Genomic DNA, 23,898 nt, shown 5'->3' on the forward strand with positions numbered 1-23,898 from the left:
CCTAGAAGACGGCGGCAGAATTCAGGGACCGGCCCGTGAGGGCGGCCCGGACGACATCAGCGCAGGCAGCGCGGCACGGTTGCAGGAAGCGAACAGCTCCAACCGGCACGCGGATTGCTCGCGGACCAAGGGCGGGGCGGCCTGATGGGAGATTCGCGTGATTTCCCGGGACGCCCGGCCACCGAAACAGGCGTCACCTCCTGCGAAGCCCATGGCATCGCGGGCGGATTTGTGACGCCGGGGACAGAATTGAGACACCGGACGGGCGCGCTTACAGGGCGGGTGACCCGTTTCAGGACGCGGTTTAGGAGTGGCACGACCACATGGCGAGCAAAGCGGCGGCAGCAGAAGCAGAAACAGAAGCAACGGCAGAGGGCGCGGACAGCCCGCTCCTCGACATGTCGGATGCAGCCGTCAAGAAGATGATCAAGGCCGCCAAGTCGCGCGGCTTTGTCACCTATGACGAACTCAACAAGGTGATGCCTTCGGAAGAGGTTTCTTCCGAGCAGATCGAAGACACCCTGTCGATGCTCTCGGAGATGGGCATCACGGTGGTGGAGAACGAGGAATCCGAAGACGGCGACGACGATGACGGGGAGGAGGAAGCCTCCACCGGCACCGAGGTCGAAGCCGCGAAGAAGCCGGGCACTGTCGCCACGACGGCGCGCACGGGCTCGAGCCTCGAGCGGACCGATGACCCGGTGCGCATGTATCTGCGCGAGATGGGCTCGGTGGAGCTTCTGTCCCGCGAGGGCGAAATCGCCATTGCCAAGCGCATCGAGGCCGGCCGCGAGACGATGATCGCGGGCCTCTGCGAAAGCCCGCTCACCTTCCAGGCCATCATCATGTGGCGCGAGGAGCTGAACGAGGCGAAGGTGCTGCTGCGCGACATCATCGACCTTGATGCGACCTATGCGGGGCCGGATGCGAAGAAGGCCGTGCCGCCGGGCTCGCCAGGCATTCCGGGTGATCCGTCTGCGCCGGGCGCGCCTGCCGTCAACGACAACAAGGACAAGGCCGACGGCGACGAGACGGCGTCCGAAGACGGCGAGGAAGATGACGACGAAGATGAAGACGAGGGCGCCAACCTGTCGCTGGCCGCGATGGAAGCCGAGCTGCGCCCGGCCGTCATGGAAATCTTCGACAGCATCGCCGGTGACTACAAGAAGCTGCGCCGCCTGCAGGACCAGCTCGTCGAGGCGCGCCTCAACAATGAGGACCTGACGGCAAGCCAGCAGAAGCGGCTGAAGAAGCTGTCATCGGACATCATCGAGCAGGTGAAGAGCCTGCAGCTCAACAATGCGCGTATCGAGGCGCTGGTTGAGCAGCTTTACGCCATCAATAAGCGGCTGGTGAGCCTTGAAGGCCAGTTGATGCGCCTGGCGGAAAGCCACGGCGTGCCGCGGGCGGAGTTCCTCAAGCAGTATTTCGAAAACGAGCTTGATCCCAACTGGGCGCGCCGTGTGGGCCGCCTCAAGGGCAAGGGCTGGAAGGACTTCGTCGGCGAAGAGCGGGATTCCATCAAGGACATCCGCACGGAGATTCAGGGCCTGGCGCAGGAAACCGGTGTGGAAATCACCGAGTTCCGCCGCATCGTCAACACAGTGCAGAAGGGCGAGCGCGAAGCCTCCATTGCCAAGAAGGAGATGGTGGAAGCCAACCTCCGCCTGGTGATCTCGATTGCCAAGAAATACACGAACCGCGGCCTGCAATTCCTCGACCTGATCCAGGAAGGCAATATCGGCCTGATGAAGGCGGTGGATAAGTTCGAGTACCGCCGCGGCTACAAGTTCTCGACCTATGCGACGTGGTGGATCCGTCAGGCGATTACCCGGTCGATTGCCGACCAGGCCCGCACCATCCGTATCCCCGTGCACATGATCGAGACGATCAACAAGCTGGTGCGCACCTCGCGCCAGATGCTGCACGAGATCGGCCGCGAGCCGACGCCGGAAGAGCTGGCGGAGAAACTCTCCATGCCGCTCGAGAAGGTGCGCAAGGTGCTGAAGATCGCCAAGGAGCCGATCTCTCTTGAAACGCCGATCGGCGACGAGGAAGACAGCCATCTGGGTGACTTCATCGAGGACAAGAACGCCGTCCTGCCGATCGATGCGGCCATCCAGTCGAACCTGCGTGAGACGACGACCCGCGTGCTGGCGTCGCTGACGCCGCGCGAGGAACGCGTGCTGCGCATGCGTTTCGGCATCGGCATGAACACCGACCACACGCTGGAAGAAGTCGGCCAGCAGTTCTCGGTGACGCGTGAACGTATCCGCCAGATCGAGGCAAAGGCGCTCCGCAAGCTCAAGCACCCGAGCCGCTCGCGCAAGCTGCGGTCGTTCCTCGACAACTAATCGCCGCGGAATGCAACACGAAAAGCCCCGGCAGCCTTTGCGCTGCCGGGGCTTTTTCTGTGTGCAGAGTAGGGTCGGGCTACGATGAGCCGGTGGTGCCGGTGTCAGCGACCTGTTCGTCTTCGTCCACCTCAGCGCCGGCCCGGTTGGACATGAAGCTGCCCATCAGCAGGGTGCCCAGGGCCAGGACGGTGGCGAGCACAGCCAGCGGGTAAGCGCCAAGGCCGAACGCGACGCCGACAGCGCCCATCACCCAGATGGATGCGGCGGTGGCCCCGCCATGCACTTCGCCGGAGGAGCGGAACAGGGCCCCGGCGCCCAGAAAGCCGATGCCGCCGAGCACGCCGCCGATGACCTTGGCGGGGTCAATGCTCAGCTGGCTGTCATGCTCGGTGAAGGCAATCTCCATGACCGTGAGCACGGCCAGGCAACTGCCGACCGCAACAAGCGTGTATGGCCGCAGGTCGAGGGGCTTGTTCTTGTACTGGCGCTCAAAACCGATCGCCAGGGCCGCGCCTGCCGACAGCAGCACGCGCAGGCAGGCTTCCCACAGGGGGATATAGGCCATGTCTGTGAAGCCGGGCATGGGGTGGGCCTGCGCTAGCGGTCGGACGGCTTGCGCAGGCTGGCGGCGAGCATCCAGGCGATGCCTGCGACCAACATCACGCCGACGCCGAGCTCGGCGAACAGGATCAGCCCTTCCTGATAGGTGGTCATGCCCGGCACATAGGCGAGCACGCCGATGACGAGGAAGGCCAGCATGGTGAAGCCGATGCTGAGGGAGAAGGCGGCCTTGCGCCATTTGGCGGCGCCGCCGGTATCGCGCGGCATCGGGGGCTGTTTGTCGGAACGGGGGCGGTGGGGCTGCGTCATGGGACCCTCCTTGCAATGAGCCGGTGGTCTTGAAGGCAAAACCCCCGGGGGCTGCTTTTGTTCCGGCGCGCTGCGTGCTATCGCCAGCGCCGGACCAGACGCATTGTGCGCCAGAGTGAGGGATGCCGGATGATCGAACCGGGGGATTGCCTGCCGACGATAGCCTTGCAGCGGGCCGATGGGACGCCGCTGCTGCTGAATGACCAGCGCATTGCCGGGGTGCCGCTCGTGGTGGCGCTTGGCGGGGCGGGCGGCCTCAAGGCACAGGCGGCCTTTGCGGAGGCGGGTCTGGGCTTTGAGGCCATCGAGGCGGCGGAGCCTGACGCGGAGGCCGGGGCGCATGTGCTGTATGACGCGAAGGGCGCCTATGGCCCGGCGGTGGGCATTCACGGGGCGGCTTATCTGGTGGTGGCGGCGGACCAGCGGCTGATCGCGGTGCTGGATGGCGGGCTGAAGCCGGCCAAGGCTGCCGCTGAAGCACAGGCGCTGATTGCGGCGCAGACCGTCAGTGCACGTTCCATCGAGGGGATGCACGCGCCGGTACTAACCCTGCGCGGGCTGTTCGAGCCGGAACTGTGCGAGAAGCTGGTGAAGTACTGGGCGCGGCAGGACAAGAAGCCCGGCGGTGTCGCCAGCAGCAGCGCCAATGACAATGAGGTGGTGCGGACCGATTACAAGCGGCGCGCTGATGTGATCCTCGAGGACAAGAAGCTGTTCGAGACGGTGAAGGCGCGGATCGCGCGGCGGGCAGCGCCGATGATGTTCCGCGCGTTCCAGTTTCAGCTGGCCAGCATGGAGGCGCTGCGGCTGGGCTGCTACGACGCGGAGGATGAAGGCTTCTTCGGCCGCCATCGCGACAATGGCACGCCGCATACGGCGTGGCGCAAATTCGCCATGTCGGTGAACCTCAACGACCCGGCCTCCTATGAAGGCGGTGGGGTGGTGTTCCCGGAGTTCGGCGGCGATGTGTACCGGCCGGCTGCGGGGGATGCGGTGATCTTCTCCTGCACGTTGCTGCATGAGGCGCTGCCGGTGACGCAGGGCCAGCGCTTCGGGTTGTTCACCTTCTTCACCGACGCGCAGGGGCTGGCCGCCCAGAAGGCGGCGCAGCAGCGCAGCCGGGCGGCGGGCAAGTCCGGCGTGGTGGTGTCCTAACGGCGCCACTGCCGTTATGATGGGGTCCGGCTGGGGAGACGGAACCTGTTGTGGGGGCTTGCGTGTCACAACTCGCCTTTGAAACAACGCTCGATGCCTTTCAGCAGGCAGCGACGCCGCGTGCTTTATCATCCGTGTTCGAACAGCATGCCGCGCGGCGCGGGGCCCGCGGCTATGTGGGCACGAGCCACCGGGCGAATGACCGCGCGGATATCTTCCTGATCACATCATTGCCGGACGTGTTCGGCAGCCTGGACGAGACCGGTCCCTGGTGGGACGACGACCCGCTGCTCGACCGGGTGGATACGGGCCTGCTTACGCCGTTCGGCTTCGAGGAGGAGATGCCCAAGGCCAGTGCCTATGCCGCCATGCGCTTTGACGTGATGCGCGAGGCGGGGCTGGGGCGCGGCCGGGTGCTGCCGACATCGGGGGGCGGGTGTTATGGCGGTGTGCTGCTGTTCGCCGACACCGCCGTGGATGCCGCGGCCGAACTGGCAGCGCATGACAAGGAATTGCAGGCCTTGTCCGTTCTGCTGCAGGGCTTTCTTACAGCCTTCTCGCAGGGCCGCGAGCCGGATGGCGAGGTGGTGGTGCGGCTTGGCAGTGATGCGGTGAGCGGGCGGGGCGCCGCCGGCATGCGCCGGCCGGGCGAGGCCCGGGGCACGACCGATACGGCCCTGCGGCTGACGCCGCGGGAGCAGGACTGCCTGACCTGGGTGGCGCTGGGCAAGAGTGCCGAAGAGATCGCCGTTATTCTCGGGCTGAGCGTGCATACGGTGCGGTTTCATCTGCGCCGGGCTATGGCTCGGCTTGAGACCCGGACCCAGGCACAGGCCGTGGCCGTGGCCCTGCGGGCGGGGCTGATCGCGCCCTGACCGGGACTGCCCCGTTCCCCTCCTGACGAGGTCTGTCACCCCGCATAATTGTGCGGGCTGACCTGACGCGTTCGGCTTTCTACCTTGCAGAAAATCTTGGTTTTCTGCGGGTGAGGTGACGGAATGACCACCAGACGGGGTGTGCGGTCGGGAATGCGGAGCGTGCTTGTCGGGGCGCTGCTGGCGGGGAGCGCGGGCGGCCCGGCGCTGGCATTCGACGTTGTGTCCGTGTGGCGGGCGCAGGGCGTGGAACTTGGCGAGAACGGCTTTCCGAGAGCGTGGGACGAGCCACCCGGCGGGGGGAACGCTGCGCCGGCGGAGGGGACACCGCAGAATGCCGCCTCTGATCCCGGCGGGCCGGGGCGCGGATCGGGCGGCGGGTCAGGCGGCGGGCTGATGCTCTATTCGCCGGAAGATGGCGTCTACATACAGACCGGGGCTGGTGATGCGGATGATGACGGCAAGATCTTCCTGCATGAGCTGTCCTTCGCCGGGGCCATCGAGAGTTCATTCAACAACACGCAGGACGAGTTCTGGCGTGGGGTGATGCTGAACTTCTGGGGGCTGACGAACGATCCGGGCGGCACAAGCCAGAACCCGGATGTCGTCACCAATACGGGCGGGGTGCTGCTGGACAACGGGCTCATCGTGGGCGCAGGCGGTGGTGGACGCACGCTGGTGTGTTTCACGGAGATCATGGGCGTGTGCACCGAGTTCGGGTTTTCGGACTGATGGGGGCGCGTGCGATGAAGCGGATTGCTGCCATCCTGATTGGTGTGGGGCTGAGTGCGGGGCTGGTGCTGGGCGGTGCGACGGCGGCGCGGGCGGACCGGCTGGACGACCTTTATTCTCAGTTCGATGCGGGCGATGTGGCGGGTGCCCGGCAGGGGCTGCTGGCACAGACGCCCGACGGGCGGTCGGACCAGGCGCGGGCATGGCTGCTGACGGCGCTGGTGGCGCTCAAGCAGGACCGGCTGGTGGTGGCGGGCATCAGCCTTGACCATATCGACATGGCGGCCCTGCCGGCTGCATTGCGGCCGCGGGCCGATGCCGCCCGGGCGGCGCTGCGGGCACGGCTTGATGCGAACCCGGCGCTCCGGTCTGCCGTGACGGAGGCTGCACGCCGGGCCTATGCGCAGGACATGACCCGCGCCTTCCTGCTGGGTCAGACAGGCCAGGCGACCAAGCTGTTTGCGGAGGAATTCATCGAAGGGCATTTCGGTGCCAGCCAGGTGGGGCGGTTTGACGATGCGACCCTGTTCGTGCCGCAGCGGACCGACACGCTGCGGGCGTCGGGGCAGGCGGCCATACGCCACCGGCTTGCCTTCAACGACACCTCCACCTGGGAGGTGGGGGCGTCGGTCAGCAACCAGTTCTATCTCGACGAGCAGGATCTTGATTATCTCGGGCTTGGCCTCTCCGGCCGCTACAGCAAGCTGATGGGGCCGCAGCGGGTGCTGCATCTGCAACCCTTCGTGGCGCGGGATTTCTCCGGCGACGGTGTTTCCGGTCTCTCCTGGCGCGGCGGAGCCTCGGCGTCGCTGGTCAGCCAGCTGTCACCCGGGCGCATCCTGTCGGTGACGGGACGTGCGCAGGTGATCGAGTACGACCAGTTCGACACGCTTGATGGCTGGCGGGCCGATCTCGAAACGGCCTATAGCAGCGTGCATATGCTGCCCGGCGCCCGGGTGAGCCTGCGGAGTGTCGTCAGCTTCCAGGATGCGCAGACGGACGCCTTTGACCGGGTGTCGGTGAGTGTCGGACCGGCGGTGACCTGGTTTGACGTGCTCGACCTGGCCGATGTGACGGCTGACGCCTCGGTGGGTGGTGCGTGGCACCAGCGCAAGGACACTGTGCAGACGACCGAGGTGCGGCGGGACCTGACGCTGGCGGCGGGTCTGGAGGCGGCCTTTCCCCTTGCGGGCGATGATCTCGCGCTCGTGGCGCGGGGGCGCTATTTCCGCCAGTCCTCGACCATCGGCCGTCAGGATTATGACAGCGGCATTGCGGGGCTGGGGCTGCGCTGGCGCTACTGAGCGCCTGAGCCGCGCTGCCCCGGTGCCCTAAAGCGCCGCGCCGCCCCAGAAATGGGAATAGCGCTCGCAGTGGATGAGGAGCGAGCGGAAGGCGGAGAGGTCGATGCCGTCCGGCAGGCGGTATTCCTGTGCGCCGCGTGTGCGCTTGAGGGCGCCGAGCTTCACCGCGTTGCGGGTGGCGGTGCGGTCACGCACATCGGTCACCTCCTGGGGTGACAGGAAGACCTTGAGGTCGGGGCCGCTGGCGGTGCTGAAATCCTCGTTGAACAGCAGGTAGGTGCCGTCGGCGCGGGTCTCCAGTGACCAGGTGCCGTCGATCCGCTCGGCGGTGACGTCGAAGCCGCTGCGGGCCGGTGCCTCCTGCGCAGAGGCGGGAAGGGAGGCGGCGGGAAGGGCAGCGGCGGCCAGACCTGCCAGTGCCACGAGGGCGGCTGCTGTGAAGGTCTTCAAGCGGGCAATCGGGCGCATGGGGGTGTCCTCCGGGAGGGGTGCCAGGGCCCTTACTGTCCCCGTCGGGCCGCTCACATGCCATCCAACATCGCGTGAGGGGCCGGTGAAGCGGGCGTGAGCGGGGACTCCCGGCACGCAAAAGGCCGGAAACCGGGCGTTTCAGGCTGCCAGCTCCTTCAAATCCGGATTGCAGCCCCCATATCGCGGCTGTGGACAGGATCGGGCGCTGCGGCTACAACCTGTCCAAATTCTCGCAGGTGCGAGAGCGTATTTTGCGCGGATTCCTGCCGGTTTCGCGCCCAGACGCAAGGAGCGGACGCTCATGCTGCTGACCATGCTGAAATGCAAGCTGCACCGTGCCACGGTGACCGGGGCGGACCTTCACTATGAAGGTTCCATCGCCATCGACCGTGACCTGATGGACGCGGCGGGCCTGCTGCCGAACGAGCAGGTCGATATCTACAATATCGATAATGGCGAGCGCTTCACGACCTATGTCATCGAAGGCGCGCGCGGCAGCAAGGTGATCGCGCTCAACGGTGCGGCTGCCCGCAAGGTGTGCATCGGTGACAAGGTCATCATCGCAGCTTACGCGCAAGTGGAAGCGGAAGAAGCCCGCAACTACAACCCCACCGCGATCTTGCTCGGCGAGGGCAATGAGGTTCAGACTGCGGCCTAGATTTCTTTCCCATGTGAAAGGCTGGCCGCAGATGATCCGCACCATTTCGTTTCATTTTTTCGCCGCCGTGATCCTGCTGGTCGCGGCGGTTTCGTCTGTCCGGGCGGACCCCGCCGGGCCGGGCTATGCAGCGGTCTATGCGCCGGAGGCAGCTTTCGAGGAATGTCGCGGGGCGACGGCGGCGGACGCGATGACCTGCGCTGCCAAGGCCTGCGCGGCGGCCGTGGGCTCGGCTGATGACTGCTACACGCTGGTGGCATGCGACGCCGGCGGCTGGGCCGCCATCATGGGGGTGATGCTGGAGGAGATCCATTTCACCACGGCGAGCTGCGGCGCGCCGACGCGGGAGGCCGCCATCGAGGAGATGAAGGCCCGCTGCGCCGGCTATCTGCCGCATATGAAGGAATGCTGGCTGTCCCGCGTCATTCCCCTGCATGGCGACGAGGATGCCGCTGAAGCGGTGGAGATCAGCTGGTCGAAGGCTGACTTCGAGGGCTGAAGACGCTTCAGCGACCCTTTCCTCCTATGCCGCTATGTCACGGCGTCGAAGCGGGCCGCATAGGGCTCGAGCGGCAGGCCGAAGGCACGGCAGCAGAACGAGATGGTGTGGTAGTAGCCTGCCAGCACAACGAGTTCGATCAGCTGCTCCTCGCTGAAAACATCGCGCAGGGCGGTCCACAGGGCGTCATCGACGCTGCTGGTCTCGTGCAGGCTGTCGGCCAGGCGCAGGATCAGGCGGTCTTCCTCTTCCTCCCAGCACGGATCATCCGGCAGGCCGGTGACGATCGACCGGGACTGGTCCGGGGTGATGCCGCCGCGCTCGCCGAAGAAGGCAATGTGGACACCCCATTCATATTCGGCGCCGCACAGGGCGGTGGTGCGGTCGATCATCACTTCGCGCTGGCGCAGGGTGAGGGTGCCCCTGTCGAGCAGGCCGCCGGACATCATGCGGCTGAAGACGCGCGGATTGCGGGCAAGCGTGGTGAACAGCACCAGCGGCGGCACGCCCTCGGGCATGACCTTGTCGAGATGTCTGGCGATGCCTTCCGCATAAGGCGGAGTGGCGGGGGTAATGCGGCCTGATGCGGGCGCGGGGTCTGTGGCTTGTGTCATCTGGTGGCTCCCAATAGGATGCTATGAATTTCGTAGCGTGCTATGAAAATAATAGCAACCGGCCGGTGTGCAAGAGGGAATCTGCAGGCAACGGCAGGAGGCAGGAGCGGAAGAGACCGTGGCCAGATCGCCAAAGAATAATGCGCCGGAGACCCCGAAACCGGGGCAGCCGGTGCGCGGGTCACGCACCGGGCGGCCGGTCATGGTGCTGCTGGACCTTCTGGGCCGGCGCGGCGCCCTGCGCATCATCTGGGAATTGCGGCAGGACGCGCTCACCTTCCGGGCGCTGCAGGATGCCGCCGAGCTGACGCCCTCGACGCTCAATACGCGGCTGAAAGAGCTGCGTGACGCCCGCATCGTGGCGCTGGGGGAGGGCGGCTATGCCCTGACAGCGCAAGGCCATGAGCTGCGGCAGAGCCTGGCGGCGCTGACGCAATGGGCTGAGGTGTGGGCAGGCGACCTGCACTAGGGCTCGCGGGCGTGCACGAAAAAACCGGCCCGCCATTGCTGACGGACCGGTGTTGCGTTTTCGCAAGCTGTGCGCGGCTGCTATTCCAGCTCGATGACCAGGGTCACACTGGCGGTGATTTCCTGGGTGCCGCCAGCCACGGGGGCAGCCTTGCCGCCGAAATCGGCAGCTTCGGCGCGCATCATCATCACCGGCTGCGGGGTGTAGCCGCCATTCTCGGAGATGGTGATGACCTTGCCGAGATTGGCGCCGGCGGCCTGGGTGAGCAGGGTGGCGCGGCGCAGGGCATCCTCGACGGCCTGGGTACGGGCCTTGTCGGTCAGCGCCTGGGTGTCGTCGATATAGAAATTCACGCCATTCACATTGTTGGCGCCGGCGGTCACCAGCTCATCGAGCACGGCACCCACTTTCGTCAGGTCACGGATGATGACGGAGACGTTGTTGAAGGCGCGGTAGCCGGTGATCTTCGGCTCTTCCTGGCTGCCGTCCGGCTTGCGCGGGGAATGGGAATAGACCGGGCTGACGGAGAAGTTGGAGGTGCGGATGTCATCCTCGGCGATGCCGGCGGATTTGATGGCGCTGAATACCTTGCTCATCTTGTCCGTATTGGCGGTGAGCGCCTCGCGGGCGGTCTCGGCCTCGGTGACGACACCGGCATTGACGCTGGCGGTGTCCGGCTTGGCGGTGACGCTGCCTTCGCCCTGGATGGTGATGGTGCGGACGGGCCGCTTCATTTCCTGCGCCATGGCGGGGGCCGCCAGCAGCATGGCACCGGCAAAGGCTGCCGCGATCATGGAGGGGAGGGGAATGGGTCGGGCGCGCATGGCAGGCTCCTTGGTTGATGGTTGGTCCGTTGGCGGACGAGATCCTGTGGCTCATATGTGAGCGGGCCGGGCACCGGCGCTTGTGGTCCTGTTGTCGGCTGCAATCGTGACGACATTGCGGACGAAACTATGCCCCAATCGTGACGGTTTCGCTCCCGGTGCCTGATCTGCTATTAGCGCTGTCTGCATGGCGCAGCCGGGGGCCCGCGATTCCGCCCTTCCGGCCCCGCCATGCGCGGTGGGGCCGGTAGCTCAGCTGGTTAGAGCGGACCGCTCATAACGGTCTGGTCGCGGGTTCAAGTCCTGCCCGGCCCACCATTTCTTCTTGTTTTCTCAGCCCATAGGCGGCCCCGCCGGGGCCTATTTCACGTCGAGGGCGAAATCCCGCTCGAAGGCTGTGCAGCGTTCGTGGGCGGCGCAGGCGGCGTCCAGGCCGTCAGACTCAAGGAGGGCCGCCGCGCGGCCGCCGTCAGCTGCGATGACGTCCGTCATGCGGGCGGCGAGGCCGAGGTCGTATTTTTCCTCGACACCCTCCATGGTCTTGCAGGGCTCGGGCCGGCGGGCCAGCTTCATGTTGTTTTCGTGGGTCACGCGGTCGGCGGCACCCTTGCCGTATTTGCGGGCATAATCCGCCATGTCCCACTGGGCGGGGGCGACGCACTGGTTGTAGAAGGCCAGCCAGTCGCCGGCACCGTCTTCCACCACGTCGATGTAATCGGTGAGGAAGGTGGTGGAGGCCAGGGCGCCGGTGGCGGAAATGCGGTATTTGCCGACGCGGGTGCCGATGCCGGTCTGCCTGGGATAGGTGCCTTCCTCCCGCAGCACGGCCTCGTTGGTGCAGCAGCTCACATCCACCTGGCGGCGCAGATTGCCGATGGCCTCGGGCTCGAGCCAGGCGATGGGCGCATAGCGCGGCTGGCCGGCAAGGGCCGCGGCCCATTGCTCGTTGCGCTCGGAGCCATAGGCCACCACGTCGCCACGCATGCCGGAACTCATGAAGCCGACAAGGGCCCCGAAGGCCGCCAGAACCGCAGCGGCGATGCCGACGCGGGCCCATTGGCGCCTGACAAGGAAGAACAGCCCTGCGGCAATCAGCAGATAGGCGATGTATTTGAGATAGCCCATGCCGTTGTCGGCCAGGTGGCCGAAGCTGTCGAGCACATAGAGGAAGGCCTGGATGGGCAGGCTGAAGATCATGAGGACCACAGCGCCGATCGAGATGACGGCGATGATCTTGGCGATGTCATAGAGATTGAAGCCGATAACCATGAATGTCTCTCCTGTCCCGAAAGGGCGGGGCGGCGCTTAGTTCTTGGGGGGGAGGTCGGCCATCTTCCGGAAAAAAGCGCCGGCATTGCTTTTGACCATCCCCATGGTGCACTCCGTCCTGTGCTGGTGAACCGGGCCTGCTATGCTGCATCAGACGTGGTTCAGTGTTTGCCTGCGGGGATGATCGGCCTGGAATCCTGAATGCTGGCTGAATGTTCGTAGGCAGAGTATCGGCCATGGTTAACAGCCATATAGAATGACCGCGCGCATTTTAGCGATCCGGCGCGGGGGAGCGCGCCCGCCATGGGCAGCGCCAGGAGAGGATGATCAGAGGTGGCGCTGCAGCTCATCGAAGTGACGGCCGATCATGGCCATGTGGATACGCTGGTTGCCCTTGGCGAACAGAAGAACGCGCTCGACGTCTATGCGGATGAGCGCGGGGAGATGGACCGGTGCCTGGTGCGCTACGTCATCTCCACCAAGCGGTCGCAGGAACTGCTGGACGCGCTGCAGGCGGCCATCGGCGCGCAGGAAAACTGGCGGGCGGTGGTGCTGCCGATCCAGGCCAGCGTGCCGGGGCCGGAGGACAATGCGCGGCCGCCGGCGGATGAGGTGGCGCGGCGGTTCTCGTTTGCGTCGATCACCGTCAGCCGCGAAGTGATCTGGAACGAGGTGACCAAGGGCGCGCGGCTTGATCTCAATTTCCTGATCCTCACGGTGCTGTCCACCATCACGGCGGGCATCGGCATGCTGACGGACAATGTGGCAGTGGTGATCGGCGCCATGGTGATCGCACCGCTGCTGGGGCCGAACCTCGCCTTTGCCTTCGGCACGGCGATCGGCGACCGGACGCTGATGTTCCGGGCGCTGGGCACCAATGTGGTTGGGATTATCCTGGCGCTGTTCTTTTCCTATGTGATCGGCGCGTTCTGGACGGGCGCGCTTCAATCCCCGGAGCTGCTGTCGCGCACGGTGGTGGGGTTTGACAGCATCGCGCTGGCGCTGGCTGCGGGGGCTGCGGCGGTGCTGTCGCTCACCACGGGGCTGTCGGCGACGCTGGTGGGGGTGATGGTGGCCGTGGCGCTGCTGCCGCCCGCGGCTGCCGTGGGCATCATGCTCGGCAGCGGCAATCTTGCGGCTGCGGGCAGCGCGGGGCTGCTGCTGGCGGTGAACATTGCGTGTGTGAACCTGGTGGCGCAGATCGTGTTCGTCGCCAAGGGCATCGGCCCGCGCACCTGGGCAGAGAAGAAAGCATCGCGCCCGGCGCGCTACATCAATGTGTCGGTGTGGCTGCTGCTGGTGGTGGTGCTGGCCACCGCCATCTGGTTCGCGCGCGAGACGGAAGGCGTGGCCGAGGGGCAGGGCTTTGCATCGCCTTCGGATGTGTCCGTGGACTGACGGATGGGCTGGCTATCCGTTGGGCCCGTTACCCTTCGGGCTGGGCGAGGGCGCGGGCAAGGAAGCCGCGATTGACGGCGCTCAGGGGCTTCTGGGTCAGCCGCTCATGGGCCAGGGCTTCAGCCTTGCTGCGCAGGCCGCCGCGCAGGCAGGCTTCCATCAGGGTCCAGTCGATGACGTCGCGCTGGGCGTGGCTGCCGCCGAAGGCATTCGCGATGTAGCGGGCGCCGTGCAGGCGGTCGGCTGCGGTGTCGAAATCATCCTTCGCAAAGGCTTCGAACCCTTCGAGCAGGGGCAGGCCGAAGCTGGTCCACCAGCGGTCAACCTCGGTCACTTCCTTGGCGTTGGCGCGGTAATCCGACAGGAGGTCATCGAGATCCGCAAGGCGGCCCGCGCCGATATAGGCCATGGCCGCGTGCATGTCGTTGAAGGGGTAGAGGCAGCCGTCGGCGTGAACCTTCCAGCTGTCGGCCAGCTCTCCCCAGCGGTCGCCGGTATCGATGCCCGCAAGATCAAGCCGCCACAGGAGGGCCGCGGCGTCCACCAGATCGACGGCGAGCTGGGATGGCTCGGCGCGGACATGATCGTCATAAAGGCGCAAGGCCGCGCCGTAGTCTTCGAGATCCATGTGGAACAGGGCCCAGTGCCACCAATTGTGGGTCTGGAAGAAGACGCCGTCGGCGGCCCAATAGGGCTGGCGGGCGACCATCCAGCCGATGCCGTCCTCGGCGCGGCCCTGCATCTCCATCACATGGGCGACGGCGTGGTGGGCCCAGCAGTCGGCGGGCTCCAGCGCCAGGGCCTCGCGGCCCACGGCTTCGGCGGCATCATAGTCGCCGGCTTCTTCCAGCCCGAAAGCGTGCATGCCCATCAGGAATGAGCGGCCGTGCATGTCCTCCGGCCACAGGGGCAGGGCGCGGGACAGGCGGTCGCGCAGGTCACGCGCATTGGCGCGGAAGAAATCGATCAGATGGCCGATCTGGAGCGCCGCCATGTCGTGCGGCCAGGTCATGGAATGGTGGTCGAGGGTGAGGGCGGCTTTTGTCCAGTTGCCGTCGATCACATGGGCCAGCGCTTCGGCGTGGCTCTGCTCGCGGTCGGTGAGGGGCAGCTTGCGCACTTCCGCCAGGATGCCCGCCGCGGCCTTGCAGGCGGCGGGCTCCGTGGCGGTGGCGTAGATATGGCCCTTCAGGAGATGCGCCATGGCGAAGTCCGGCGCGGCGGCAATCGCTTCGTCGAGCTTGCCCAGCGGGTCGCCCGCATAGCGGTTGAAATCATCCAGCGCGCCGGCGAACAGGTCGGCGGCGTCAGCTGTGGCACCGTTGAGGGGGTTTCCCTGCTTGTCGGTCGGCATGGTGCGTCTCCCGTCGCGTGTGTCCCGGAGCCTTTTTTACGGGTGTCAGCCCTTGGGGCCGAACAGCAGCCAGGCGATGAGGCCGATCAGCGGCAGGAACAGAAGCACGACGATCCAGATGGCCTTGGCCAGCGCGCCTGCGTTGGACTGGGCGACCTTGATGATGGCCCAGAGGATGATGATGAGCCAGATGAGGCCGAATAGGCCGCCGACTTCCAAACCGAACATGTGAAATTTCCTGAAATTGTCCCAGTCGAACGGCAGGACGCGGACCCGAATATCTTCGCGACATGCCGCGGCGCCTGCCTTGGCGGGCATCCTACTTTTTTTGTGGCTTCGGCGCGACCGCTGAGGCGTCCGCATCCGCCATAAAAAAGCCCGCGCGGACAGAAGTCCGCACGGGCTGTGGTGTGTGTTTCCAGACTCTGCTGAGCAGGTCAGGCCGCTTCCGGGAGGACGGCGGACAGGCCTTTGAGCCAGCCCTTCTTCAGGACAACGCGGGCGTTTTCGTCCATCTCGAAGTGGTCAGCACCATCAAAGCGCGGGGCGGAGGGGTCATCGGCCCGGCCATGGATGAGCACCCAGCTGGCGAAGGCCGTCGTGCCTTCGGCTGCGACGGCCACGGCCTCATAGGTGTGCTCACCGAGCGCGTCGAAGCCCGCCAGAAAGGCTGCACGAATGGCATCCTTTCCGTGATATTCGTCGCCGCGCTGGCCGGCACCCTGCACATCGCAATAGGTGGCGTCGTCGGCGAACAGGCTCATGATGGTCTCAATGTCCTGGGCGGCGAAAGCTGCCACGAGATCGGCCGCTGTCTGGCGGCAGCGCTCGGTCAGGTCGTGAGCTGTGGGCTTGATGGGGGATGGGGTGGCGAAGGTCATCTTGTCGTTTCCTCATGATGTGTTTAATAAACCGACTGTAGGTCTGTAATTACAGACTGAGAGTCGGTATGTCAAGGGTAGGTCCGTGGCCACTCAGGAAGAAAGACGCGCTGCGACGCGCTCAGCTGTTATCGAGGCGGCAACGGCGCTGTTCGGGACCAACGGGTTCGACGACACGAAGATGGATGACATCGTCGCCAGGGCAGGCGTGGCGAAGGGCGGCATCTATCATCACTTCAAGAACAAGCATGAGATCTTCGAAGCGGTGTTCGAGGCCGTGGCGGCAGAGATCGCTGCGGAAATGCGGCAGGAGATCGCGCCCGGCCAGCCGCCGCTGGATGTTCTGAAGCAGTCGGCGACGGGGTTCTTCCGGCTGTGCGCTGAACCGCTGAGGCGGCGCATCTTCCTGCAGGACGGCCCGGCGGTCCTTGGCCACGATACTTGGCACCGGATCGATGCCCACCATTTCGGCGGGCTCGTCACCTCGGCGCTGGGGGAGGCGATGGAGGCCGGGGCGATCCGGCCGCAGCCGCTGAAATCATTGTCTCGTGTGATGCTTGGTGGTATCCAAGCCGCGGCTCTGGATTGCGCCGCACAAGATGACTTCGACGCCGCAGCAAAAGACTATCTATCCGTGTTCGCAGGGATTTTGGACGGTCTGAAATAACGCCGGCGCGGAGCCACCAACCCCACAGATTTAGAGTAGGAAGCACATTGGCAGCTTATCAGTACGTTTATGTGATGGATGGCCTGTCCAAGACCTATCCGGGCGGCCGGCAGGTGCTGGACAATGTGCGGCTGAGCTTTCTGCCGGGTGCCAAGATCGGCGTGGTGGGCCTTAACGGCGCGGGTAAATCCACCCTGCTGCGCATCATGGCGGGCACGGACAAGGAATATCAGGGCGACGCCTGGGCGGCCGAAGGCGCCAAGGTTGGCTATCTGCAGCAGGAGCCGGAGCTCGACGCGTCGAAGACCGCGCGGGAAAACGTGATGGAAGGGGTGGCAGAGCTCACCGCCAAGCTCGAGCGCTACAACGAGCTTGCCATGAACTATTCCGAGGAGACCGCCGACGAGATGTCGGCCCTTCAGGACGAGATCGACGCCAAGAATCTGTGGGACCTGGACAGCCAGGTGGAGATGGCGATGGACGCGCTGCGCTGCCCGGACGGGGACGCGGATGTGACCAAGTTGTCGGGCGGTGAGCGCCGCCGCGTGGCCCTGTGCCGCCTGCTGCTGGAAAAGCCGGACCTGCTGCTGCTCGACGAACCGACCAACCATCTGGACGCGGAATCCGTCGCCTGGCTCGAAAACTACCTCAAGGAATATACGGGCACCGTCGTGCTGGTGACCCATGACCGCTATTTCCTCGACAACATCACGGGCTGGATCCTGGAGATCGACCGCGGGCGGGGCATTCCCTATGAGGGGAACTATTCGTCGTGGCTCGAACAGAAGCAGAAGCGGCTTGAGCAGGAAGCGCGCGAGGATGTGGCGCGCCAGCGCACGCTGGCCCGCGAAGTGGAGTGGGTGCGCTCGAGCCCCAAGGCGCGGCAGGCCAAGTCCAAGGCGCGTATCCAGGCCTATGACGAACTGCTGAACCAGAAGGGCCCGGAAGAAGAGCGCAAGGGCCAGATCACCATTCCCGCCGGTCCGCGGCTGGGCGGCAATGTGATCGAGGCCAACCACCTGACCAAGGCGTTCGGTGACCGGCTTCTGATCGACGATTTGTCCTTCACCCTGCCGCCGGGCGGCATTGTGGGCGTCATCGGTCCCAACGGCGCGGGCAAGACCACGTTGTTCCGCATGCTGACGGGGCAGGAGACGCCGGATGACGGCGAGCTGAAGATCGGCGAGACCGTGGTGATGGGCTATGTGGACCAGAGCCGTGACGCGCTGGACCCGGAAAAGACCGTGTGGGAGGAAGTCTCCGACGGGCTGGACGTGATCCAGCTTGGCGAGCAGCAGATCAACTCACGCGCCTATGTGAGCTCGTTCAACTTCAAGGGCACCGACCAGCAGCGCAAGGTGGGGCTGCTGTCGGGCGGTGAGCGCAACCGCGTGCATCTGTCGAAGATGCTCAAGTCCGGCGCCAACCTTCTGCTGCTTGACGAACCGACCAATGACCTCGACGTGGACACGCTGCGCGCGCTTGAAGACGCGCTGGCGAATTTCGCTGGCTGCGCCATCGTTATCAGCCATGATCGCTGGTTCCTGGATCGTATTGCCACCCACATCCTGGCTTTTGAGGGCGACAGCCACGTGGAATGGTTCGAGGGCAATTACGAGGATTACGAAGAGGACCGCAAGCGCCGCCTGGGCGAAAAGGCCGCGGTACCGACACGGATCAAATACAAGCGCTTTGCGCGCGCCTAGAAAGGCAGTTCACCCCGTCCATCGATGCAGGTTTGAGTGAGGACCGAAGAGTATGAAAGTCACCCGCGCCGTCCGCAAAATTCTCGACAATTACGAGAGCGACAATCCCGGCACCAAGGCCAACCTTGCCCGCATGCTGATGCACGGCAAGCTGGGCGGCACCGGCAAGATGGTGATCCTGCCCGTGGACCAGGGGTTCGAGCACGGCCCTGCGCGGTCGTTTGCGCCCAACCCCGCAGGCTATGACCCGCACTACCATTTCCAGCTCGCGGTTGATGCGGGGCTCAACGCCTTCGCCACGCCGCTGGGCATGATGGAAGCGGGCGCTGACAGCTTTGCCGGGCAGATCCCGCTCATCCTCAAGGTCAATTCCGCCAACTCGCTGGATGCTTCGGGCTCCAACAAGGACCAGGCGATTACCGGCACCGTGCAGGATGCCCTGCGGCTGGGCGCGTCCGCCATCGGGTTCACCATCTATCCGGGCTCGGACGTGGCCTATGACATGATGGAAGAAATCCGCGAGATGGCCGAAGAGGCCAAGGCGGTGGGGCTTGCGGTTGTCATGTGGTCCTATCCGCGCGGCGGCAATCTTTCCAAGGACGGCGAGACGGCGATGGATGTGTGTGCCTATGCGGCCCACATGGCGGCGCTGCTGGGTGCGCATATCATCAAGGTGAAGCTGCCGAGCGACTATCTTGAGCAGTCCGAAGCCAAGAAGGTGTATGAGGCCGAGGGCATCGACACTTCGACCCAGGCCAAGCGGGTGGAGCATGTGATGCAGTCGAGCTTTAACGGCCGGCGCATCGTGGTGTTCTCGGGCGGGGCGAAGAAGGCCGAGAACTCGGTTTTCGATGATGCCATCGCCATCCGCGACGGCGGCGGCAACGGCTCGATCATCGGCCGCAACACCTTCCAGCGCCCGCGCGAGGAGGCGCTCGAGATGCTCGATCGCATCATCCGCATCTACAAGGGCCAGGAATAAGCCCGGGGCCGGACGGCCCGCGATATTCAGCGCATGAAAAAGGCCGGTCCAAGGGGACCGGCCTTTGTCGTTTTTGGCGGTGTCGTCTCCGGTTGCGGTGGCGGGCGGCGCCGAGCCGGCTCAGCCTGCCGCTTCAGTCGTATCCGCAGGTGCTGCTTCGCTGGCGCCGTTGGCGGCTGCCTTGGCACCGGTCTGGGTGCGGAGATGGTCGATAAGGGCGGAGAACTTGCCGCCATTGTTGCGGATGTGGGAGGTGAAGGTGCCGCGCTGCTCCTGCGCCATCCAGATACCTTCCACATTCACGTCGAACACGTTGAAGCTGCCGTCCTTATTGCGCAGCAGCCACCAGTTCACCTTCAGAGGCTCGCGGCCATCCTGGAAGACGATCTTGCTGTCGACGATGACCTCGCGGCCCTTCTTGCCCTTTTCATTGGAGCCGGTGACCACGAATTCCTCGTTGGAATAGCCGGTGAGGCGGCCGAGATAGACCTCGACGATGAAGTCGCCCAGCAGGTCGAAATAGGTGTCCCGCTCTTCCGGCGTCGGCAGGCGGGCATACTGGCCAAGCGCGAACAGGCCGACGCGGCGGATGTCCATGGCATCCAGCAGGATGGTGCGGAACTTCGCCTCGGTCTCTTCCTGGCCCAGCGTCTCGTCGCCAAGGATCATGATGGCGTCCTTGCCGAGGCTGGCGACGAAGGCTTCGGCTGCTTCGTCGTCGGCATGGGCCGGGGTGAGGGGGGCGGTAACCGTCAGCATGCTGAATGCTGCGAACCCTGCGAGGGCTGCCAGCACGGACCGCCGCTTCATCGTTGTCTTGGAAAACAGTCGGGACATAAAACCATTGATCGCCATGATGCCACTCCCCGGGGCAAATCAAGCCGTGAATCTAGTCAAGTAAACGCAGGTCCGGCATGAATGTTCCATGACAGGCCTGGTCAGGCATGTGTGTCTTTGGAGCCCGATGAGGGAGTCTCGCCGAGTGCCGTCAGTCCCGCAAGCGGGGCCGGGTCAAATGCCTGTGTTCTGACCGGCAGCCGGGGCTGATTCCGTCTCGATCGCGCCTTCACCCTCGGTGTCGAACTCGTAGTCGATGTCGGAGATGTCCGGCAGCTTGTTCGGGTCGATCTCGCCATTGGCGATTTCGTTGTTGCGGCTCTGGCGATAGAGGCTGCGCAGGGCGGCGTAGTAATCCACCGAGGTGCGCTCGATCTCGTCCAGCGTGTCCAGGTTGCGGGCGCGCAGGTCCAGGCCGTTGACAACGAAGCGCGTGGTCGGCACCCAGCTGTCGCGGTTCCAGTAGATGTAGGTGAGCGGGTCGAACGCCTGGTCGACCGCGAAGCCGGCGAGGTCACGGGGCGGGGCCGGACCAAGCAGCGGCAGGAACAGGTAGGGGCCTTCACCGGTGCCCCACACGGCCAGGGTCTGGCCGAAGTCTTCGCCGTGGCGCTCGTAGCCCATGCCGGTGGCCGGGTCGAGCAGGCCGCCGACGCCGACGGTGGTGTTGATGCCGAAGCGGGTGATGGTGGTGCCCGCGCGGTCCCATTCGCCCTGCAGCACGTCATTCACGAGGATGACCGGGGTGCGCAGATTGTCGAGGAAATGGCGGACCGAATCCTTGGCGAAGCCGGGCAGCACCGTGTCGTAGCCCTGGGCGGCGGGCTTCAGCACGAGGCCGTCGATCAGCTGATCGTTGACTGCGAAGAAATAGCGGTTCAGCGGCTCGACCGGGTCGTTGGCTTCTTCATAGGCGGCAACGGCTGCCGCGTCGCCCGGGTCGGGCCGCGTGGCGCAGGCGCCGAGTGTGAAGGCGAGGCCTGCGACCAGCGCCAGGGCCATGCCGCGGGCAAATCCGCCGTGCGTGCCCGTGGCCCGGGTGTCATCGGCCGGGGATGAATGTTCGATATGTGCCGCCATGGTACTCACGCCGCTCCGCCTCCAGATTGCGCGGTAAATGTAAGCATCCGCACTTACTGCGCAATTCTATCTGTCACCCGATTACGCAAACGTGTACGTCGGCGATTTTTGACGGTATCCAGCCAAAAATCTCAGCGCCCATGGGGCAGACCTGGACGATCTGCGTGGGGATCCGGGGCGCTTGGGGCCTGTGACCGTATGACGGCCGACGTGACTCGCTATCGGGGTTAATTCCGGCATTCTAGCTAACACAGGGGCCGGGATGCCGCTATAAACTATAAGGAGATGGGCGCGGGGGAGGCGTGGCTGTGGCGCAAATGCCGCGATTCCCGTCCGGTCCGATCCGCCGGCTGCCCATGGGGGAGGCGATCAGGCCAAGGTCGTGGCAACAGGGGCGTGACAGACCCTTGTGCGCCCGCATCATATAAATATATCTTTATATAGATCGCGACGTGCGGCATCTTCCGGTGCCGCTGCTGCCCTCGGGTGTTGTCTCATGCCAAGGCGTCCGGCTGCGGTGGGGAATCGGGAGACAGGAATGGAAACTCTGCTGCAGGTCCTGCGCGCCGCCGGCGAAAGCACGCGCCTGCGCCTGCTGGCCATTCTCAGTGAGAGCGAGCTTTCGGTGTCCGAGATCACCCATGTGCTGCGGCAGAGCCAGCCGCGGGTGAGCCGGCATCTCAAGCTGCTGTCGGATGCGGGCCTGATCACGCGCTTCCGCGAAGGCAGCTGGGTGTTCTACAGGCTGGAGACGCGCGGCGCCGTTGGCCAGATGGCGCATACGCTGATGGATTTCCTGCCGCCGGATGACCCGGTGATCATGCGCGACCGGGAGCGGCTGGCGGATGTGCGGGCCGAGCGCGCCGAGCTGGCGGCGGATTATTTCAAGCGCAATGCGGGCGAATGGGGCCAGGTGCGGGCGCTTTACGTGTCCGAGCAGGCGGTGGAAGCGGCGGTGCGCACCATGGTGGGCGATACGCCGGTGCCGGTGCTGATCGACCTGGGCACGGGCACCGCGCAGATGCTGGAGCTGCTGTCCGGCGTGGCGGAGACCGCCATCGGCTATGACATCAATCACGACATGCTCAACGTGGCGCGGGCCAATCTGGAGGCCAAGGGGCTGACCAATTGCCATGTGCGCTATGGCGACATTCTCTCCCTGCCGGAACCGGCGGGGGCGGCGGACATGGTGGTGATCCACCAGGTGCTGCATTACCTGGATGATCCGCGCGCGGCGGTGCTGGAGGCGGCCCGGCTGCTGAAGCCCGGCGGGCGGCTGCTGATTGTCGATTTCGCGCCGCATGACATCGAGGATCTGCGCGAGCGGCACGCGCACCGGCGGCTGGGCTTTCCGCGCGCGGAGATGGCGAATTTCATTTCCGGCGCCGGGCTCGAGATCGCCACCATGCGTGATCTTCCGCCTGCGGATGGATCACAACAGCTTACCGTGTCGATCTGGCTGGCAGCCAAGGGCGCTGCGGGGGATGCGCTTGCAGCTCCCGGTACTGCGTCCTCCGGCAAGGCCGGCGCTGCACCCCGCGGCCACGACATGACCGACACCCCCCTTCCGTCCGACAAGGAGACTGCCTGATGGCGCCGACTTCCCCATCCACGCCCGACACTGCCGCCACCGGCGGGCAGGGCAGCGGCATCGAGGTATCCTTCGAGTTCTTCCCGCCGAAGACGGAGAAGATGGAGCAGACCCTGTGGGCGTCGATTGAAAAGCTGGCGCCGCTCAATCCGCGCTTTGTGTCGGTGACCTATGGCGCGGGCGGCTCCACCCGAGACCGGACGCATGCGACCGTCAAGCGCATCGTCAATGAGACCTCGCTGAAGCCTGCGGCCCATCTCACCTGCGTCGAGGCCACCCGCGAGGAAGTGGACGACGTGATCCGCTCCTACTGGGAGGCGGGGGTGCGCCACATCGTGGCCCTGCGCGGTGATCCGCCGTCCGGGATCGGTGCCAAATATGTGCCTCATGAGGGCGGTTACGCCAATGCGGCGGAGCTGGCGGCGGGCATCAGCAAAATCGCGCCGTTTGAGATTTCCGTCGGCTGCTATCCGGAGAAGCATCCGGAGAGCGCGTCGTTCGAGGCTGATCTCGACCTGCTCAAGGCGAAGATCGACGGCGGGGCGTCGCGCGCCATCAGCCAGTTCTTCGTCGAGCCGGACACCTTCCTGCGCTATGTGGACCGGGCGCGCAGCGCGGGCATCGATATCCCCATCGTGCCGGGCATCATGCCGGTGGGGAATGTCGCGGGTTTCCTGCGCATGGCGGAGGCGACCGGCACCAGCGTGCCCGCATGGTTCCGCGACCGCTTCGAGGGGCTGGACGATGACCCGCAGACCCGCGCGCTGATTGCCCTGTCGGTGGCCGCCGACCAGGTGCGCCAGCTGGCCGATCAGGGCATCCGCCAGTTCCACATCTACACGCTCAACAAGGCAGAGACGGCCTACGCGCTGGCACATCTGCTGGGCGTGCGGCCCTCCAAGCCGCTCGCGGCCTGAGGCACAGAGTCAGCACCCGCCAAACAGCACCGGCCGCCGGGACAGGGGGTCCCAGGCGGCCGGGCCGGATGGATGCATATCCGTCCTGGATGAAAAGCGGTCTTGAAACGGTCTCGCCTGAAACAGTCTCGCTTGAAACGGTTTCGATGTCGGGCCCGTGCCCTAGACCACGCCGAGAATCACTGCGCCGATGAACGCGAAACTCGCGCAGGTGAAAACCCAGATCGCGGCCTGTCTCGAAGCATGTGCAGTCATTGGGGCCTCCCGCATTGCCTCGTTGCCCCTGAAGCGTGCCAGCATGGTTAAGGCTTGGGAAGCCGGAATCGTCGCTGCGGCGCACCCAAGCCGTGCAAGTGCGAAAGGCTGCTTTCCTGACCGGCAGTTTCCG

At 65.3% G+C, this 23,898-nt stretch carries 25 protein-coding genes and 1 tRNA gene; 15 read left to right on the forward strand and 11 right to left on the reverse strand.

Annotation, left to right across the window (positions count from 1 at the left end; genetic code table 11):
- The first annotated feature begins 323 nt into the window (after positions 1-323).
- Entirely contained in the window at positions 324-2,354 is a 2,031-nt protein-coding gene (rpoD, locus tag HG718_RS03030; protein ID WP_027845426.1) for an RNA polymerase sigma factor RpoD, read from the forward strand.
- A 79-nt stretch (positions 2,355-2,433) separates the two neighbouring features.
- On the opposite strand, the gene HG718_RS03035 is transcribed toward rpoD, so the two are convergent.
- Positions 2,434-2,940, reverse strand: a complete 507-nt coding sequence (locus HG718_RS03035) for an MgtC/SapB family protein (protein ID WP_160588967.1) — start codon at positions 2,938-2,940, stop codon at positions 2,434-2,436.
- A gap of 14 nt (positions 2,941-2,954) precedes the next feature.
- Positions 2,955-3,227, reverse strand: a complete 273-nt coding sequence (locus HG718_RS03040) for a hypothetical protein (protein WP_160588966.1) — start codon at positions 3,225-3,227, stop codon at positions 2,955-2,957.
- A 129-nt stretch (positions 3,228-3,356) separates the two neighbouring features.
- On the opposite strand from HG718_RS03040, the gene HG718_RS03045 reads away from it, so the two are divergent.
- The 4 genes from HG718_RS03045 (at position 3,357) to HG718_RS03060 (ending at position 7,293) form a co-directional block, all read left to right on the forward strand.
- Entirely contained in the window at positions 3,357-4,382 is a 1,026-nt protein-coding gene (locus HG718_RS03045; protein ID WP_160588965.1) for a 2OG-Fe(II) oxygenase family protein, read from the forward strand.
- 62 nt (positions 4,383-4,444) lie between these two features.
- A complete protein-coding gene (locus tag HG718_RS03050; RefSeq protein WP_244624775.1) occupies positions 4,445-5,257 on the forward strand; it encodes a helix-turn-helix domain-containing protein in 813 nt (270 codons plus the stop codon).
- 153 nt (positions 5,258-5,410) lie between these two features.
- Positions 5,411-5,989 (forward strand): hypothetical protein, encoded by a 579-nt coding sequence (locus HG718_RS03055; protein ID WP_160588964.1) that lies wholly within the window; start codon positions 5,411-5,413, stop codon positions 5,987-5,989.
- Positions 5,990-6,003: 14 nt separating this feature from the next.
- Positions 6,004-7,293 carry a hypothetical protein gene (locus HG718_RS03060; RefSeq protein ID WP_160588963.1) on the forward strand — a complete coding sequence of 430 codons (1,290 nt, stop codon included), beginning with the start codon at positions 6,004-6,006 and terminating at the stop codon, positions 7,291-7,293.
- 27 nt (positions 7,294-7,320) lie between these two features.
- Here the strand turns inward: HG718_RS03060 and HG718_RS03065 are convergent, their stop codons facing one another.
- The gene (locus HG718_RS03065) at positions 7,321-7,761 is read right to left on the reverse strand and encodes a DM13 domain-containing protein (RefSeq protein ID WP_160588962.1); all 441 of its coding nucleotides are present in this window, start codon (positions 7,759-7,761) and stop codon (positions 7,321-7,323) included.
- A 304-nt stretch (positions 7,762-8,065) separates the two neighbouring features.
- On the opposite strand from HG718_RS03065, the gene panD reads away from it, so the two are divergent.
- On the forward strand, positions 8,066-8,422 hold the full coding sequence (gene panD / locus HG718_RS03070) for an aspartate 1-decarboxylase (RefSeq protein WP_160588961.1): 357 nt from the start codon (positions 8,066-8,068) through the stop codon (positions 8,420-8,422).
- A 31-nt stretch (positions 8,423-8,453) separates the two neighbouring features.
- On the forward strand, positions 8,454-8,921 hold the full coding sequence (locus tag HG718_RS03075) for a hypothetical protein (RefSeq protein WP_160588960.1): 468 nt from the start codon (positions 8,454-8,456) through the stop codon (positions 8,919-8,921).
- 32 nt (positions 8,922-8,953) lie between these two features.
- On the opposite strand, the gene HG718_RS03080 is transcribed toward HG718_RS03075, so the two are convergent.
- Positions 8,954-9,535, reverse strand: a complete 582-nt coding sequence (locus HG718_RS03080; RefSeq protein ID WP_160588959.1) for a carboxymuconolactone decarboxylase family protein — start codon at positions 9,533-9,535, stop codon at positions 8,954-8,956.
- Between the two features lie 202 nt (positions 9,536-9,737).
- Between HG718_RS03080 and HG718_RS03085 the strand changes: the two genes are divergently transcribed.
- Positions 9,738-10,004, forward strand: coding sequence for a winged helix-turn-helix transcriptional regulator (locus tag HG718_RS03085; RefSeq protein ID WP_160589023.1), 267 nt, complete (start codon positions 9,738-9,740; stop codon positions 10,002-10,004).
- Positions 10,005-10,084: 80 nt separating this feature from the next.
- Here HG718_RS03085 and HG718_RS03090 read toward each other — a convergent pair whose 3' ends face one another.
- Positions 10,085-10,828, reverse strand: coding sequence for an SIMPL domain-containing protein (locus HG718_RS03090; protein ID WP_205345722.1), 744 nt, complete (start codon positions 10,826-10,828; stop codon positions 10,085-10,087).
- A 241-nt stretch (positions 10,829-11,069) separates the two neighbouring features.
- Between HG718_RS03090 and HG718_RS03095 the strand changes: the two genes are divergently transcribed.
- Positions 11,070-11,146: transfer RNA gene (locus HG718_RS03095), tRNA-Ile, on the forward strand.
- A 42-nt stretch (positions 11,147-11,188) separates the two neighbouring features.
- Here HG718_RS03095 and HG718_RS03100 read toward each other — a convergent pair.
- On the reverse strand, positions 11,189-12,097 hold the full coding sequence (locus HG718_RS03100) for a hypothetical protein (RefSeq protein ID WP_160588958.1): 909 nt from the start codon (positions 12,095-12,097) through the stop codon (positions 11,189-11,191).
- Between the two features lie 333 nt (positions 12,098-12,430).
- Between HG718_RS03100 and HG718_RS03105 the strand changes: the two genes are divergently transcribed.
- Positions 12,431-13,495, forward strand: a complete 1,065-nt coding sequence (locus HG718_RS03105) for a TIGR00341 family protein (RefSeq protein WP_205345721.1) — start codon at positions 12,431-12,433, stop codon at positions 13,493-13,495.
- Between the two features lie 28 nt (positions 13,496-13,523).
- On the opposite strand, the gene HG718_RS03110 is transcribed toward HG718_RS03105, so the two are convergent.
- The 3 genes from HG718_RS03110 to HG718_RS03120 form a co-directional block, all read right to left on the reverse strand.
- On the reverse strand, positions 13,524-14,849 hold the full coding sequence (locus HG718_RS03110; RefSeq protein WP_160588957.1) for a tetratricopeptide repeat protein: 1,326 nt from the start codon (positions 14,847-14,849) through the stop codon (positions 13,524-13,526).
- A gap of 45 nt (positions 14,850-14,894) precedes the next feature.
- Entirely contained in the window at positions 14,895-15,077 is a 183-nt protein-coding gene (locus tag HG718_RS03115) for a PLDc N-terminal domain-containing protein (RefSeq protein ID WP_027844758.1), read from the reverse strand.
- A gap of 209 nt (positions 15,078-15,286) precedes the next feature.
- Positions 15,287-15,730, reverse strand: a complete 444-nt coding sequence (locus HG718_RS03120; RefSeq protein WP_160588956.1) for a nuclear transport factor 2 family protein — start codon at positions 15,728-15,730, stop codon at positions 15,287-15,289.
- Positions 15,731-15,815: 85 nt separating this feature from the next.
- Between HG718_RS03120 and HG718_RS03125 the strand changes: the two genes are divergently transcribed.
- From HG718_RS03125 to HG718_RS03135, 3 genes are read left to right on the forward strand one after another with little or no spacing between them, the layout of a single operon-like run.
- A complete protein-coding gene (locus HG718_RS03125; protein WP_160588955.1) occupies positions 15,816-16,397 on the forward strand; it encodes a TetR/AcrR family transcriptional regulator in 582 nt (193 codons plus the stop codon).
- Positions 16,398-16,444: 47 nt separating this feature from the next.
- Complete coding sequence (ettA, locus tag HG718_RS03130; protein WP_027844757.1) at positions 16,445-18,103, forward strand: energy-dependent translational throttle protein EttA; 1,659 nt, start codon at positions 16,445-16,447, stop codon at positions 18,101-18,103.
- A gap of 52 nt (positions 18,104-18,155) precedes the next feature.
- Positions 18,156-19,085 carry a class I fructose-bisphosphate aldolase gene (locus HG718_RS03135; protein WP_160588954.1) on the forward strand — a complete coding sequence of 310 codons (930 nt, stop codon included), beginning with the start codon at positions 18,156-18,158 and terminating at the stop codon, positions 19,083-19,085.
- Positions 19,086-19,205: 120 nt separating this feature from the next.
- On the opposite strand, the gene HG718_RS03140 is transcribed toward HG718_RS03135, so the two are convergent.
- Both HG718_RS03140 and HG718_RS03145 read right to left on the reverse strand, forming a co-directional pair.
- A complete protein-coding gene (locus HG718_RS03140; RefSeq protein ID WP_160588953.1) occupies positions 19,206-19,940 on the reverse strand; it encodes an MlaC/ttg2D family ABC transporter substrate-binding protein in 735 nt (244 codons plus the stop codon).
- 156 nt (positions 19,941-20,096) lie between these two features.
- Positions 20,097-21,002 (reverse strand): MlaA family lipoprotein, encoded by a 906-nt coding sequence (locus HG718_RS03145; RefSeq protein WP_205345720.1) that lies wholly within the window; start codon positions 21,000-21,002, stop codon positions 20,097-20,099.
- 538 nt (positions 21,003-21,540) lie between these two features.
- On the opposite strand from HG718_RS03145, the gene HG718_RS03150 reads away from it, so the two are divergent.
- Positions 21,541-22,593 carry an ArsR/SmtB family transcription factor gene (locus tag HG718_RS03150; protein ID WP_160588952.1) on the forward strand — a complete coding sequence of 351 codons (1,053 nt, stop codon included), beginning with the start codon at positions 21,541-21,543 and terminating at the stop codon, positions 22,591-22,593.
- Entirely contained in the window at positions 22,593-23,510 is a 918-nt protein-coding gene (gene metF, locus HG718_RS03155; RefSeq protein ID WP_160588951.1) for a methylenetetrahydrofolate reductase [NAD(P)H], read from the forward strand. The genes HG718_RS03150 and metF overlap by 1 nt, the downstream gene beginning before the upstream one ends.
- Positions 23,511-23,898: the final 388 nt, after the last annotated feature.

The organism is Pyruvatibacter mobilis (assembly GCF_012848855.1).
In the GTDB taxonomy this organism is placed as follows: domain Bacteria; phylum Pseudomonadota; class Alphaproteobacteria; order CGMCC-115125; family CGMCC-115125; genus Pyruvatibacter; species Pyruvatibacter mobilis.